Here is a 13,832-nt window from a genome sequence, read left to right as displayed (position 1 = left end):
CCCCTGGAGCCCCCCTGCTCCCCTGCTTTCTCACAGGTGGGACAATTTCAGTGACAACAGGAGAGTTATTGCCATTTCCAGTAATGATGATTTTTTGCTCTTTCAATTGTCCAAAAGCTTTGGGGCCATTGAGAGTTAATGGTGGGTCAGTTTGTTGATAGAAAACATTGCCATTAGCTGAAAATTGTTGAGTTTCTAAATACCAAGTCATTTGATCGGTTCGCAGGTTAGACGGTGGTTTTTGACCTACCCCTTGAACACCACCTATTAAATAAGCAATTTTTGGGGTTAATTCAACTCTGCCTTGACTAGCGATTAAAGTTACTTGTTGTTCTTTTTGATAAATAGTTACTGGCTGATTTGAGGAGACTATTTTGGTATTTAAATTCCACACAATAGCGTTACTAGCAATTTGCATTGGGGATTCAAAAAAGGTAATTTGTCCATTTTTACCCAGTTGGGCAATTTTGTTTTTTAAGTCTACTTCTCCTCGATCGCCTGTGGCGCGTTCGGTAATTTTTTCTTTCTCATAGCGGTCAATTTGAATAAATCGATCGCTAAACATTTTCTCTTCGGGGACTTGCCAAAATAACTTTTCGGTTTTCATCAATAACGGAGGATCGATCGCTTTTGCCGCAACTTGACCAATAAATTCAATTCTTTTAGCCCGACTATAAGCCCTCGCTTCTTGTGCTGATGCTTGTGCTTGTTTATGAGTTCCAGTTAATTGATTCCGCACAATCAAAATATCTTCTTTCGGTCGCCATTCTAATTCATTACCCCGCAAGACTACACCATTTTGCATATCTGTAGCGACAATTTGACCTTTAAGAAAAACTTGTTCGCCATCTTGTTTAATTTCTCCGGTTTGACCGCTAACTTGATATACTAATTTACCATCTTGAAATAAATCCCCTATGGGAGTTTGAACTTGTGCATCTTTTTTATCATTACTATAAACAGCTTGTTTGGCTTTCATTTTCCACAAAGTCCGACCTGAATCATCAACTTTATCGAGGGTGACATCGTTCAATGTCAGGTTACTATCTGATTCTTTAGCTAATGCTTTTTCCTTAGCTAGTCTACTATCTTCTGCTAGCTTTTTGGCTGTTTTTCCTTCATTACCACAGGCTACAATACCGAACAATAGACAGATAAATAGCAATTTTAAAACCATTACTTTATTCAAAGTAATTTTCCTCAAATTCACAAGGAAATTATAACAATTGTCTTATATCGATTACCTCAGATCTTGCAGCAATGGAGGTAGAACCTCCCAAGACTTCGTTCCCAGGTTGAACCTGGGAACGAGAAATACAGGCTCCGCCTCGTGGTGCAAGATCTGAGCTAGGAAGAGAAATCTAAAATCTAAAATTCAAAATCTAAAATTGTTCAACTCCTTTGTTAATTTTAAATTGTTGTTTTTATTTGGATTTTAATCGTCGTCTTTTTCGTCATCTAATAACCCAATTCCAGACAGTGGACGATAGATATATCCTCCTTGACGCTGGGTTTTTTGGATATCTTCTTTGATGTTTTCTAGGTCGATATAGCGATCAGCAACGTTGATTAAACTATCGCTAGTCATGGAACGCAGACTGACAACTTCAACGCGCACACCGCGATAACTAACTGCATCTACTGCATAAGCTAGATCCCCATCACCACTAACTAAAACTGCTGTATCATAAGAGCCTACTAACGCCATCATATCCACAGCAATTTCTACATCTAAATTGGCTTTTTTAGAACCATCAGGTAATTGTACTAAGTCTTTAGCAATGACTCGATAACCATTGCGCCGCATCCACAACAAAAAACCTTGCTGTTTTTCATTGGTGCGATCGACTCCTGTATAAAAGAACGATCGCAACAACCGAGAACCAGCCGTCAGCCTACACAATAGCTTGGTATAGTCTATTTCAATTCCCAATTGTAAGGCTGCATAAAACAGATTTGAGCCGTCAATAAAAATGGCGACTCGACCGCGATTTTCCAGAACTTGTTCTGGCGTGAATAGCGAGTCTTTTTCCAGATTATTTAACATGATTATTATGCCTCATTTTTTATGAATCAAATCAATCAAGGTACTCCTAATTTCTCCTCATTTATATTGCCTGGAATGGCTTGGGGATTTTATTAAGAATTAGTTGCCGCAAATTCCAATTTTTGAAAAATCGGACGAGGTTCACCTAACTTTTGTTTTGCAGGTAAGGTTCCCCAACTAGCTTCGGTAGTAAAGTTTGTTGTATTAGATAATTGAGTTTTGTCATTAAAATTTGTCCCAAAGCCTAATTGTTTATAAATGTCATTACTGATCCCAGGAATAATTGGCGACAATAAATAAGCTGCCAATCGCACAGATTCTAAAACAGAATACAACACTTGCTCAACTGCTGGTTGATTTCCTTGTTTATACAATGTCCAAGGAGCTTGTTCATCGATATACTTGTTGCCAGTGCGAATCAAGGTGAGAACAGCTTCACAAGCATTGCTGAAAGCTAAATTTTCATAAGCTTGGGCAACTTGTGTACCTAATGTCAAACCAATGGTTTTTAAGGGGTTTTCTGAAGAAATTTCTGCACCATTTACGTTAGGAACTTCGCCACCGCAGTATTTGTATGCCATTTTTAAAGTACGATTGAGCAAGTTGCCCAAGTCGTTGGCTAGGTCAGCGTTGAGGATGGGAATAAACCGATTTACTTCGTTAAAGTCGCCATCTTTGCCGAATTCTATTTCTTTCATAAAATAGTAACGAACTGCGTCGGCTCCGTAGCGATCGACTAAATCGATCGGATCGACAGTATTCCCCAGAGTTTTACTAATTTTCTGCCCATCTTTGGTTAAAAAGCCATGTCCAAACACTTTTTCTGGTAAAGAAATCTTGGCTGACATTAACATTGCAGGCCAGTAAACTGCATGAAATCTCAGAATGTCTTTACCAATCAAATGTAAGTTGATCGGCCACCACTTAGCTAAAGCATTCTCTAAGGTCGGTTCGTCATCCGGTTCGACAAGGGCGGTAACATAGCCTAGAAGGGCATCAAACCAGACGTAAATGGTATGTTTGGGGTCTGTGGGTATGGGAAAGCCCCAATCTAAGTTAACCCGCGAAATCGAAAAGTCTTGCAAACCTTGACTGACAAAGTTGAGGACTTCGTTGCGGCGAGTTTCTGGTTGAATAAAGTCTGGTCGTTCTTGATAGAGTTTTTCCAGTTGAGTTTGGTACTTAGAAAGTCGGAAGAAGTAGTTTTCTTCGTCGCGCCACTCAACTTCTTTGTTGGGGTGGAGGGAACAACGCCTTCCTTCGAGGAGTTCGCGTTCTTCTTTGAATTCTTCACAAGGTACGCAATACCAACCTTTTTGTTGACTCAGGTAGATGTCGCCTGCGTCCCAAACTCGGTGAAAAAATTCTTTGACGATCGCATGATGACGATCGGCTGTTGTCCGACTAAAGCGATCGTACTGGATATTGAGCTTTTGCCAAAGTTTCTCGAACCCAGCCACTATTTCATCACAGTGTACCTGGGGTGATAGTCCTCTAGCTTCAGCGGCGCGTTGAATTTTTTGTCCGTGTTCGTCGTTTCCGGTGATTAGTAGCACCGATTTTCCCCGCATTCTTTGGTATCTAGCTAGTACGTCGGCTGCGATCGTAGTATAAGCACTACCTATGTGAGGGATATCGTTTACGTAATACAGGGGGGTTGTGAGAGCAAAGGTTTTTTTATTATCGGTATAATTCATGGAAAAAAAATGGCAATAAACCCTCATAAACTGTTTTTAATCATACATGAGGGTTTTGAATAGAGGTTTTATGGTTATTTTTTACATTTATTATAATCTAATCTGATCTTGTAACAATAGTATAAAAATTTACTTGATTAACCTAAATGCGATACCTCAACTGTACCTATTGCGTCTCTATCTGAGGATTATTGTCAAATTAGCTGAGATAAAGTTAACAATTATTAAAGAGTAGGGTTACACTTAGTCAAAAATATTAGCCAAAATATCGAAAAATTATTTATTGGACAACTCCCTACTATCTAGTTGTAGTAAATGTGGAAAATTTATGTATTCAGAGCCATTGTTAGTTTCTCAATTCTTGCTATCAGTTAGTAAAACTAAGCTGTTTCTCCATCATCAGGAGCGTATTCCCCCATCAGGGCCTATGTTAGTGGTAAGTAATCATCGGAGTTTTATGGATGCGCCATTGCTGATGTCAGCACTAGGTCGTCCGATCCGGTTTGCTTGCCATCATTATATGGGACAAGTGCCAGTGATGCGGGATTTGGTAACTAAGTTAGGCTGTTTCCCTTTGGAGGAGACGGGAAAACCGCAAAAGAAATTTTTCCAACAAGCAATTCATTTGTTTAAGACACAGCAAGTGGTGGGGTTGTTCCCGGAAGGAGCACAACCAATGGTAGAGTTTACCCAACCGGAAACGATGGGCGAATTTCATAAGGGTTTTGCTCATTTGGCGTTACGGGCTCCAGTGGAACGGTTGTCTATTTTACCTGTGGCGATCTCTTCTGTGGAAGAGACTGTCAGTTCAGCCGTACCATTAAAACTGTTAAGTTGGTTTGATCCTTCGGAACCATTTTTTAATAATTCTGGTTGGCATCCTTTGGTAGTTTATCAACGAGTCAATGTGTTAATTGGTCGTCCTTATTGGATTACCTCTTCTGTGAGAGAAGGATTCAAAGGAAAACAGATGAAAACCGTCGTTGCTGAACTGACAGATTACTGCCAAACTGAAATTAGCGAATTATTGCGTCAAGGTTGTAATTAAGTTGTCAGTTTTGCTCTGGGCTTTGGGTAAACTTAATTGAAAATAGCTGTTGAATATCGATTTAAAAATGCCGCAAATTAAAAGTCATCCCTGTTTCTTAACACCCACACGAATTAAGCCAGAGTTACCTCTATTTATATTTTTGCCAGGAATGGATGGTACAGGTCAGCTGTTACGTTGTCAAACTGCTGGTTTAGAACAAGGTTTTGATATTCGTTGTTTAGCTATTCCTCCCGATGATTTGACTGATTGGGATGGACTTGTCAAACAAGTAATCAATTTAATTGAAGCTGAATTGAAAAAAAATCCCCGTCAATCTGTTTATTTATGTGGGGAATCTTTTGGCGGTTGTTTGGCGATGAAGGTTGCTGTGAAAGCACCTTGGTTGTTTGAAAAAATAATTTTAGTTAATCCTGCTTCTTCAATGAGTCGTCGTCCTTGGATGTACGCTGCAATTCCTTTAACTCAATGGGTACCAGGTTATTTTTATAATTTAGGTTCGTTGATTGGTTTGCCTGTTTTAGCGGCTATGGGTAGGATAGCACCGAGCGATCGCCAAGCGTTAGTTCAAGCAGTACAAATTGTTCCCCAGAAAACCTCGATTTGGCGACTTTCGTTACTCCGAGATTTCCAAATTAATCCTAATCAATTGCGCCGAATTACTCAACCAGTGTTTTTAATTGGTAGTGGGGCCGATCGTTTGTTACCATCAGTCGCAGAAGTAGAGTATTTATTGGAACATTTTCCCAATGCGAAGATGACAATTTTACCAGATAGCGGTCATGCTTGCTTGTTAGAAACTGATGTGAATCTTTATGAAATTTTAAGACAAAATGATTTTTTACCGGAGGGCAAAGGGCAAACTAAAATGCTTTCCTCCGCAACAAATTAAGTTGCAATCAACGAAGTTGAGGATTGTTTAATTAGCCAAAAGCTCAAACTTTTGTGAAAAAACTTTAACGACTACTTCCAAAATTCAGCTAAATTTGCTAAGATAATAGATCTGAGCGGGCGACTAGCTCAATGGTAGAGCAGCAGACTCTTAATCTGGTGGTTCAGGGTTCGAGCCCCTGGTCGCCCATCATGTTGTACATTGTTTATTGGGTGAGTGGGGCGATCGTCTACACTAGAGTTTCGATTGACCTCAAAGATAAATTTGCAGTATTTTATCCATCTTTGTGTTTGATTTTAGCGTAAAACAGGAAATTCTAATTTAAAAGCCTAGAAGTTATCTAGACTTACGAGAATTCACTAATGGATACTTTATTACCAAAAGTTGTAGTTCAATTAACTGATGCAGTCAGCGAAAAGCTTGGTCGTCCCGCGTATTGCCGAAAAGTTTTAAATCGCGATGAGTGGTACATTAACGATCCTGTTTTTTCCTTTATACAGCGTGGGACGAAGAACGGGGGGCTAGGTTATCGTGTTGGTTACTATGTTGATCTAAATAACCATGAAGTTTGGTTTGTGCTACTTCATTCAGTAGTTATGGCTAAACTTTTTCAAAACAATCTTGCTTTTTCAACACTAATTGAAGTTCTTAAAAAAACTGCTGATTTCCGTGATATCCATTGGCTTTATCGCAGTTCCAAGCAAGCGGTAAAATTAGGCTTCAATGATGGTGAACGTATAGATTCAGAATCAATCAGAGATTTTATTAGACAACTTGAAGACTTTGATGAAAAATATGGATTCGTTAAAGACTTGTTCCCCAAACGCCTCAACACTGGTAAGGGTGGGGGCTTTGCTTTTGGTGCTGGACATACATTTTATCTGGGATTAGTAGACAAGTTTGAATTGATGTATTCAACAGAAAATATTAAGAGATTAATTGAGCTAACTTGGCCTTTATTTTTATGTTTATATCCAATTGAACCAATAGAAAAACGTTCAGCTTGTTTAGCCAGAAATATGAAGGTTGCTGGAATTCCTAAAGAATGCGAATTTTCCCTAATTCAGTTTACATCTGAATCAACATTAAGTCCATTATGTAGAGGTCAAATACAAGGCGCACATATTAAACCTCATGCCGAAGGTGGTTCAGATCGCCCTGAAAATGGAATTTGGCTTTGTGAATTCCACCATAGAATTACTGAAGGTAAGCTCAAAGGGCAACGAAAAGGTAAAGATTTAGCAGTTAGATTTATAGACAGCTAGTTTAGTTGCAATACTCATAATTTTAAACTTTCTCGAACTTGTCAATCCATATTTAATTATGCTTCAACATATTCACAAATAGAAACAGGATCGGGAACTGGAAAGCCATCTTCTTGTAAACTTTCTAGATGAAATGCGATCGCCTCGCGTAAATGTCATATTTATTCGCCTTCTTCTTTTTCCAAAATTGTCTCAATATCCCGTACAGCGTGAAGAATTCGCACAATTTCAATATACTCCTCAAAGATTAGATAAAAAATTAAATAATTTTCAAATGCCTTAACTGACCATTTCCGCAAACCTTCCAAACGGGGATTATTTACTGGATAAAGGCGACCCATACCAGACATTTGAGCTAATCTAGCTAATGTCTGACGTACTGCGTCGAAAAACCGCAATGCTGCATCAGAATTATTTTGGGCAATGTAAGCAAAGATTTTATCTATATCCTGACTTGCCTTTGGTGTAATGAAAATCCTCTTCGTCATTCTTGCGTATCCTGTACTCCTTGAACTAATTGAGAGCGTTTTGTCTCCCACCACTCATCTGTTAGTTCGATCGATTCACCACTATCCAATCCTTCCAATAATAGGGACTCAACTCGCGCAATCTTTGCTTGTTCTTGACAGATTAAATGTATGATATAGTCATTAACTGTACCATAGTTTCCTTTAGCCACTTGTTGCTCAATAAAAGCTTGAATTGATTCAGGTAGTGAAATATTTAGAGCAGACATATCCTTTACCATTTTTGATATTTTCTACAAACTCTTTTCTAACTAATATTACCAGCCGCCAATATTTGTTCAACTGTTAACGCTAACTCTGCAAAAGTCCGAGAAACTATATTTTGATTACCTATAAAAACTGTTTCCTCATATAAACCTTCTTCCCACAACAAAACTGTAACTTTTGATTTCATCGGGTCAACAATCCAATATTCAGGAATCTCTAACGCTGCATATTCAGAACGCTTAAAACGATAATCTCGACTCACAGATTCAGGACTAACAACTTCAAATGCTAATAATGGAGGTATCTCAGTAACAGCCGATCGATCCAAAAACTCCCGCACCTGTTCAACAGGTACAATATAAAGATCTGATAATCTCGACTTTCGCCATCCCGTTCTAATTCCCGCTTCTCTAAAACATACCCAAGGTAAACCTAAACGTTTGATTTCCGCATCAAATATTTGCTCAGCAAACTTAGCGATAAGTAAATGCCTAAAAGTTGGAAGATTCATCAGTTCTAACCTTCCTTCAACCAATTCATAGCGGTTATCTGTGCCATCGTCATAAGCTAGATATTCCTCAAACGTAAACAGTTTTTCCGCAACTTCGCTTTTCATAATATCTCAACTCCTAAAAGTTTTAAAACCACCCAGTTCCCACAGTTGATTCTAATAACCAAGTTAACATTTCCGGTAAACGTTTTTGCCAAGCTGTTTCGTGGTGAATTTCATCTTTACCAAGCACAAAATATAATTCCTGTTCGCTGTATCCTAAATTTTTCAAATGTTGATAAAAATACTTGTTAATAGGAACGAAATCTATTTCAGTTCCATAATAGTTGTATTGTTCAGCACTACCAACGTATAAAAGAATTTTTGACCAAAACCGAGTGTGTCTATCCCAGTAGCGAAACATGAAATCTCCACCAAACATTAAAGCGGGAGAAATACCACCAATGCGTCCAAAAAGTTGTGGGTAAGTTTTGCCGATATACAAAGCAAATAATCCGCCCATACTTGAGCCTAAAATTGCTGTATTTTGAGGGTCTGTGAGGGTGCGATATTGGCGATCGATATAAGGTTTTAAACTATTTACTAAAAATTCCGATGTTAAATGTCCCCGTCCATCTTGCCAAGGAGAATATTCTTCCATCCGGTTTGGTAAGTGGTCGATCCCAACAATAATCCAAGGGTGGATAGTACCTTCAGATATTAACTCTTCTAGGGCAATATTGGCACACCAAGTATCATAAACCGCTGATTCCGGGTGAGAAAAGATATTTTGCCCATCCAACATATAAAGTACCGGGAAACGCTTGTAAGGTTCTTGGTGGTAAGCGTCAGGGGTAAAGATGCGGAGGGTGCGATTTGTTTGTTCGGAAAATGAGTAAAAGTCGCGGATAATCTGTATTTCGCCCATTGTTCTTAATAGTTAGGTACGTTTGTATAATAAGAGTTATTTTTTGTTTGTAAATAGCGATCGCGCCAAATTTATAGTTGTAGCATAGATTTGTAAGCTAGTGAGCAAAACCGAACCTGTGAATGCCAATGATACCGGAACTTCTGAATAACCGCTATCTTTTGCTCCAACAATTGGGTGGTGGTGGTTTTGGTGATACTTTTTTGGCAGAAGATACGAATATGCCGTCGAAACGTCGTTGTGTAATTAAGCAGCTGAAACCTATTGAAAATAAACCGGAAGTTTATCAGTTAGTCAAAGAAAGATTCGCACGAGAAGCTGTAGTTTTAGAAGAGTTGGGCGAAGGCAATCATCAAATACCTAAATTATATGCTTATTTTACTATTAATGAGCAATTTTATTTAGTTCAAGAGTGGATTGCCGGACAAACTTTAGGAAAAAAACTCCAATTAGAAGGCGTGCAAAGTGAAAGTTTTGTGCGCGATTTTTTGCAGGAAATTTTGCCAGTATTAGATTATGTCCATAGCAAAAAGATGGTGCATCGGGATATTAAACCAGACAATATTATTATCAGACAAAGTGACGGTAAACCTGTTTTAATTGATTTTGGTGCTGTTAAAGAAACGATGGGAACTATAATCAATTCTCATGGTAGTACGACCAGTTCTATTGTCATTGGTACTAGTGGTTTTATGCCTGCTGAGCAAGCAGCAGGTAGACCTGTTTATGCTAGTGATTTATATAGTTTGGGGATGACAGCAATTTATTTGTTAACTCATCGGAGTCCTAAGACTTTGGATATAGATCATCAAACGGGAGAGATTTTATGGCAGCAGTATACTTTAAATATTAGTCCTAGTTTGGTACGAGTTTTGAATAAGGCAGTTCAGTCTCATTGGTGCGATCGCTACCAAACTGCCAATGAGATGTTAGAAGCATTAAAATTAAATTCTAATCTTATCCCTTCTACTATAAGTTTATTAGCCCATAATTACCCCAAAGAACCGGGCGAAACCTTGGCTCAAAATACTACACCTTTACAGCAAATAAACCGAAAATTTTTGATAATTGTATGTGGCATAATTATTAGCACTTTAGTTAGTATACAGATAATATATAGATCCGTTCTTCACTGGTTCCCCCGAACAGAATTAAAACAAAGTATAGTTGTTACTCCGAAAATAAATTTTCCCAAAAATTACGATTTTACTTGGATTTCCAAAAGACAAGTTACTGATGCAGATTTGTTTGATAAGAATGCTTTAGAGTTAGATATTTTGCGAAATTCAATTTATGCCCGTTATGGCAGAAGGTTTAAAAGTCAGGAATTACAACAATATTTTAGTAGTCAATCTTGGTATCGTCCGATTTATTCACCAGAAAGTTTTCCTGATAATTTGTTAACTCCTTTAGAGCAAAAGAATGTAGCGTATATTTTAGAGTATCAAGAACGAAATGATTTAAGGTGGGTGAGGTAGAGGAGTGCGATCGCTTCACCCACTTTCCCCTGATATCACTTCCAAACTCAATATCCCAGAAGGCATATCTACAATCAATCTCATACTTTTTAGCCACTGACTACCGAGTAAAACTTCTGTAATTTCATCGCCAGCATAAACCGGAATTTCAAATTCTCTTCCATCTATCCTTACTTTACCTAAATGAATTTCAAAATCTGCTTCTCCCTGTGCAGTTCGCAAAGTTCTCCTGCGTAAAAAACGCCAACCAAGTCCCGGCAAATCCTGCTTATTAATTGCTAAAAATTCTGTAAAACCAGTATCCAACATTGCCTCAACTGGCAGTTCTAAACCATCAGCAGTAATTAATTCTATTTCAAAAAACAACTCCCCATCACTACCGAAATTGCCTTCAATCATATTCTCCCAGCTACCCCTGTTTCATTAATTACAAATATGTATGGAATAGCATTTGGATACTTTTGACGCGCCATTTCTGTTGCTACCTCTTCATTTTCAGCAATGACATAATCTTCACTTTCTGGATCTATTGCCATAAACCAGTTATAGTGAGTTTTAATTAACTCCGGTTGGACTCGGTTAAAAATTAATTGACAACGGTGATGAATTGCCATTAATTCAGTTTTCCATTTAATTTTTTCTTCTTCAGACCATTCAATTTCAGGAAATAATCTTCCTCGTTTGACTATGCGATCGCTTTTAGTTTCTGTCATAACTTTTACTCCAGATTATTCACACACCCTTCAATCAATCCCTCAATTCCATTAACCGGAAAAATCCTCACTCCCAACTTATCAGCAACTTCCTCAACAGTCCGATCGTCCAAAAATTTAGTATCCCCATGTTTCAACATTAAAGATGGCAATAAAATCCCATCTCCCAAATCTTTACCTTGTAAATTGAACAGCAAATCTTCCCCAGTTAACAAACCAGTAACAGTAATTTTTTGTCCCCAATATTCACTAGGAAAAGCTGCCATTTCCACTGTCAAACCTTTGACTTTGTTCAATCTTTCTAAAATCGGTTGAAATGCTTTTTCTACTGCATTTCCCACTACCCAAGTAAATCTTCTTTCTGGCGCAACTTTTGAGGGTAAACTTTTCGCTGCTTCCTCAAACTTTCTCAAAAATAACCTAATTGAACCGACACCATTATCAATTTGTGGGTAATCTTCGTAATGTGATTCTGAGGGTAAATCTTCACCCGCAATCAAAAACCATTCATCGGCTAACCAAATACAATTTTTACGAGTCTTTTTCTGTAACTCGCTTTGAAGTTTTTGCACTTGGGAAATTACTTCTTTAGCTTTTTCTGGAGTAACTGGGATTAATTCATCTTCTTCAGGACGAAAGCGAGTTAAACCAACTGGAACAACTGCAACTGATGCAACTGCGGGAGTTTCGCCTTTGTGGAATTTGGCTAAATCTCTTAATGTGGTTTCTAAGTGAATTCCGTCATTAATTCCCGGACAAACTACTACTTGGGCATGAATTTGTAAACGGCGTTTTTGAAACCATTTAATTTGTTCTAAAATTTGTCCAGCACGTTGATTTTTTAATAAGCGAGTTCTGATTTCTGGTTCAGTTGCGTGAACGGAAACGTAAAGCGGGGAAAGCCGCATTTGTTCGATTCTGTTCCATTCTTTTTGAGTGACATTAGTTAATGTTAAATAAGAACCATAGAGGAAACTTAAGCGGTAATCGTCATCTTTTAAATATAAAGATTCTCTTTTTCCTGGGGGTTGTTGATCGATGAAACAGAAGGGACAACGGTTATTACATTGAATTAAACCATCAAACAAAGCCGTTTCAAATTCTAAGCCTAAGTCTTCGTCGTAATCTTTTTCTATTTCTACTTGATGGATTTTGCCTTTAACGTCTAAAACTTCTAATTCTAGGAATTCATCGGCACACAAGAATTTGTAGTCGATGAGATCGCGGGGTTTAGTACCGTTAATGGACACTAAACGATCGCCAACCTCAAACCCAATCTCAGATGCGATCGAATCAGGCAAAACTTTCGTAATTAAAGCCGGACGAAGCGAAATTTCACTCATTTGTCATTAGTCATCTGTCATTTGTTATTTGTTATTTGTCATTAGCTTAAGTAGTCAGTAGTCATGTTTGTTTAATAACAACTACCAACTACCAACTACCGACTACCCAATGACTAATAACTATTAGCTATTTTGCAACAATCCAGCAGAAATTGCTGATAAAATCGCTACGCCAAAGATTAACCGATACCAGATAAATACCCAAGTACTTTGAGTTTGGAGGAACTTCAGCAACCAAGCGATCGCTAAATAAGAAAAAATCCCCGCCGATATCACCCCAACTATTATAGAAATCAGTTCTGAACCTGCTACACCTTCTTTGAAAACATCCTTTAATTCCACCAAACCAGCTAAAGTAATCGCAGGAATTCCTAATAGAAAGGAAAACCTTGCTGCTGTCGCCCTTTCCAATCCGATGAATAACCCAGCAGTTAAAGTAGAACCAGAACGAGAAACACCAGGTATTAATGCTAAAGTTTGCCCTAAACCCATTAAAATTCCGTCTTTCACGTCCAATTTATCAAAATTTCGTTTACGAGTCCCGATTTTTTCCGCTAATCCCAACAATAATGACATGACTATTGAGGCAACAGCGATCGCCCCTAGACTCCGCAAAGGAGAATTATCAAAGTCAGGAATGAAGATTTTAATCAATAACCCAAAGAAAACGATCGGGATTGTACCTAAAACAATTCCCAATGCTAATTTAAACTCTTGAGCTTCATAATCTTTGGTTGCGATCGCAGCGATCGCACCCATCGCTATATTTTTCAGATCCCGCCAAAAATACCACAAAACCGCTGCAATACTACCCAATTGAATTACCGCCGTAAAAGCAACACCTGGATCGCCCCACCCCAAGACAACTGGCACTACTTTTAAATGCGCCGAACTACTGATTGGTAAAAATTCCGTTACCCCTTGCACAAAACCTAAAACAATTGCTTGAAATACATTTACCTGACTAGTAGTTGTTGTCGCCACTGCCGACTGAGAAAGTGCTTTTAAAGGTAAGGCAAGAAGAACACTAACAATTCCTATACCCAAAAACTTGTGCCATTGACGTTGTGATAAACCCATGTCTATTTTGCTTTTAACTCCCAATATAACCACCAAGCATAGCCTACCCAAAAAAATAGGCTTCAATCTTAAAGTTTCAATGTGAATTAAGGGAACAGGCAAGAAGAGGTGGGGGGG

15 protein-coding genes and 1 tRNA gene are annotated in these 13,832 nt (G+C 38.3%); 5 read left to right on the top strand and 11 right to left on the bottom strand.

All coding sequences use genetic code 11. From position 1 onward, the window contains the following. The 3 genes from lptC to metG form a co-directional block, all read right to left on the bottom strand. Positions 1-1,189, bottom strand: a 1,189-nt coding sequence (lptC, locus tag IQ264_RS27295) for an LPS export ABC transporter periplasmic protein LptC (RefSeq protein ID WP_228061860.1), incomplete at its 3' end; no start/stop codon positions are given. 246 nt (positions 1,190-1,435) lie between these two features. Next, positions 1,436-2,047 carry an NYN domain-containing protein gene (locus IQ264_RS27290; protein ID WP_073595429.1) on the bottom strand — a complete coding sequence of 204 codons (612 nt, stop codon included), beginning with the start codon at positions 2,045-2,047 and terminating at the stop codon, positions 1,436-1,438. 92 nt (positions 2,048-2,139) lie between these two features. Continuing rightward, positions 2,140-3,744 (bottom strand): methionine--tRNA ligase, encoded by a 1,605-nt coding sequence (gene metG, locus IQ264_RS27285; RefSeq protein WP_193984851.1) that lies wholly within the window; start codon positions 3,742-3,744, stop codon positions 2,140-2,142. Between the two features lie 328 nt (positions 3,745-4,072). Here metG and IQ264_RS27280 point away from each other — a divergent pair, with 328 nt between their 5' ends. The 4 genes from IQ264_RS27280 to IQ264_RS27265 all read left to right on the top strand — a co-directional run bounded on the left by IQ264_RS27280 (position 4,073) and on the right by IQ264_RS27265 (position 6,949). Next, on the top strand, positions 4,073-4,792 hold the full coding sequence (locus IQ264_RS27280) for a lysophospholipid acyltransferase family protein (protein WP_193984849.1): 720 nt from the start codon (positions 4,073-4,075) through the stop codon (positions 4,790-4,792). A 49-nt stretch (positions 4,793-4,841) separates the two neighbouring features. Beyond that, positions 4,842-5,684 carry an alpha/beta hydrolase gene (locus IQ264_RS27275; RefSeq protein ID WP_322744816.1) on the top strand — a complete coding sequence of 281 codons (843 nt, stop codon included), beginning with the start codon at positions 4,842-4,844 and terminating at the stop codon, positions 5,682-5,684. Between the two features lie 117 nt (positions 5,685-5,801). Then, positions 5,802-5,873, top strand: a tRNA-Lys gene (locus IQ264_RS27270). 173 nt (positions 5,874-6,046) lie between these two features. Then, positions 6,047-6,949 (top strand): HNH endonuclease, encoded by a 903-nt coding sequence (locus IQ264_RS27265; protein WP_193984847.1) that lies wholly within the window; start codon positions 6,047-6,049, stop codon positions 6,947-6,949. A gap of 161 nt (positions 6,950-7,110) precedes the next feature. On the opposite strand, the gene IQ264_RS27260 is transcribed toward IQ264_RS27265, so the two are convergent. The 4 genes from IQ264_RS27260 to IQ264_RS27245 are packed head-to-tail and all read right to left on the bottom strand — an operon-like array spanning position 7,111 to position 9,101. Further along, positions 7,111-7,437, bottom strand: coding sequence for a type II toxin-antitoxin system RelE/ParE family toxin (locus tag IQ264_RS27260; RefSeq protein ID WP_193984845.1), 327 nt, complete (start codon positions 7,435-7,437; stop codon positions 7,111-7,113). Then, positions 7,434-7,685, bottom strand: coding sequence for a ribbon-helix-helix domain-containing protein (locus IQ264_RS27255; protein ID WP_193984842.1), 252 nt, complete (start codon positions 7,683-7,685; stop codon positions 7,434-7,436). The genes IQ264_RS27260 and IQ264_RS27255 overlap by 4 nt, the downstream gene beginning before the upstream one ends. Before the next feature lie 38 nt (positions 7,686-7,723). Continuing rightward, positions 7,724-8,299, bottom strand: coding sequence for a Uma2 family endonuclease (locus tag IQ264_RS27250; protein WP_193984840.1), 576 nt, complete (start codon positions 8,297-8,299; stop codon positions 7,724-7,726). 22 nt (positions 8,300-8,321) lie between these two features. Beyond that, entirely contained in the window at positions 8,322-9,101 is a 780-nt protein-coding gene (locus IQ264_RS27245) for an alpha/beta hydrolase (protein WP_193984838.1), read from the bottom strand. 122 nt (positions 9,102-9,223) lie between these two features. On the opposite strand from IQ264_RS27245, the gene IQ264_RS27240 reads away from it, so the two are divergent. Beyond that, positions 9,224-10,579: a protein kinase domain-containing protein gene (locus IQ264_RS27240; RefSeq protein WP_228061859.1), complete on the top strand. Its 1,356-nt coding sequence runs from the start codon at positions 9,224-9,226 to the stop codon at positions 10,577-10,579. Positions 10,580-10,594: 15 nt separating this feature from the next. Here IQ264_RS27240 and IQ264_RS27235 read toward each other — a convergent pair whose 3' ends face one another. From IQ264_RS27235 to IQ264_RS27220, 4 genes are all read right to left on the bottom strand, one after another. Next, positions 10,595-10,978, bottom strand: a complete 384-nt coding sequence (locus IQ264_RS27235) for an aspartyl protease (protein WP_193984836.1) — start codon at positions 10,976-10,978, stop codon at positions 10,595-10,597. Then, on the bottom strand, positions 10,975-11,292 hold the full coding sequence (locus IQ264_RS27230; RefSeq protein WP_193984834.1) for a hypothetical protein: 318 nt from the start codon (positions 11,290-11,292) through the stop codon (positions 10,975-10,977). Before IQ264_RS27230 ends, IQ264_RS27235 begins: the two co-directional genes overlap by 4 nt. Before the next feature lie 5 nt (positions 11,293-11,297). Further along, positions 11,298-12,635, bottom strand: a complete 1,338-nt coding sequence (locus IQ264_RS27225; protein ID WP_193984832.1) for a TIGR03279 family radical SAM protein — start codon at positions 12,633-12,635, stop codon at positions 11,298-11,300. 123 nt (positions 12,636-12,758) lie between these two features. After that, on the bottom strand, positions 12,759-13,715 hold the full coding sequence (locus tag IQ264_RS27220) for an undecaprenyl-diphosphate phosphatase (RefSeq protein WP_193984830.1): 957 nt from the start codon (positions 13,713-13,715) through the stop codon (positions 12,759-12,761). Positions 13,716-13,832: the final 117 nt, after the last annotated feature.

This window comes from [Phormidium] sp. LEGE 05292, assembly GCF_015207735.1.
Lineage (GTDB): Bacteria > Cyanobacteriota > Cyanobacteriia > Cyanobacteriales > Aerosakkonemataceae > Floridanema.
Note: the sequence above shows the minus strand (reverse complement) of the source record. Positions and strands in the feature narration are given on the sequence as shown.

Excerpts from the sequence above, each read along its gene's own strand:
- IQ264_RS27265 (WP_193984847.1), top strand. The coding sequence starts at position 6,047 with ATGGATACTTTATTACCAAAAGTTGTAGTTCAATTAACTGATGCAGTC.
- IQ264_RS27235 (WP_193984836.1), bottom strand. The coding sequence starts at position 10,978 with ATGATTGAAGGCAATTTCGGTAGTGATGGGGAGTTGTTTTTTGAAATA.
- IQ264_RS27290 (WP_073595429.1), bottom strand. The coding sequence starts at position 2,047 with ATGTTAAATAATCTGGAAAAAGACTCGCTATTCACGCCAGAACAAGTT.
- IQ264_RS27260 (WP_193984845.1), bottom strand. The coding sequence starts at position 7,437 with ATGACGAAGAGGATTTTCATTACACCAAAGGCAAGTCAGGATATAGAT.
- IQ264_RS27220 (WP_193984830.1), bottom strand. The coding sequence starts at position 13,715 with ATGGGTTTATCACAACGTCAATGGCACAAGTTTTTGGGTATAGGAATT.
- IQ264_RS27255 (WP_193984842.1), bottom strand. The coding sequence starts at position 7,685 with ATGTCTGCTCTAAATATTTCACTACCTGAATCAATTCAAGCTTTTATT.
- IQ264_RS27225 (WP_193984832.1), bottom strand. The coding sequence starts at position 12,635 with ATGAGTGAAATTTCGCTTCGTCCGGCTTTAATTACGAAAGTTTTGCCT.
- IQ264_RS27230 (WP_193984834.1), bottom strand. The coding sequence starts at position 11,292 with ATGACAGAAACTAAAAGCGATCGCATAGTCAAACGAGGAAGATTATTT.
- IQ264_RS27250 (WP_193984840.1), bottom strand. The coding sequence starts at position 8,299 with ATGAAAAGCGAAGTTGCGGAAAAACTGTTTACGTTTGAGGAATATCTA.
- IQ264_RS27245 (WP_193984838.1), bottom strand. The coding sequence starts at position 9,101 with ATGGGCGAAATACAGATTATCCGCGACTTTTACTCATTTTCCGAACAA.
- IQ264_RS27240 (WP_228061859.1), top strand. The coding sequence starts at position 9,224 with ATGCCAATGATACCGGAACTTCTGAATAACCGCTATCTTTTGCTCCAA.
- metG (WP_193984851.1), bottom strand. The coding sequence starts at position 3,744 with ATGAATTATACCGATAATAAAAAAACCTTTGCTCTCACAACCCCCCTG.
- IQ264_RS27280 (WP_193984849.1), top strand. The coding sequence starts at position 4,073 with ATGTATTCAGAGCCATTGTTAGTTTCTCAATTCTTGCTATCAGTTAGT.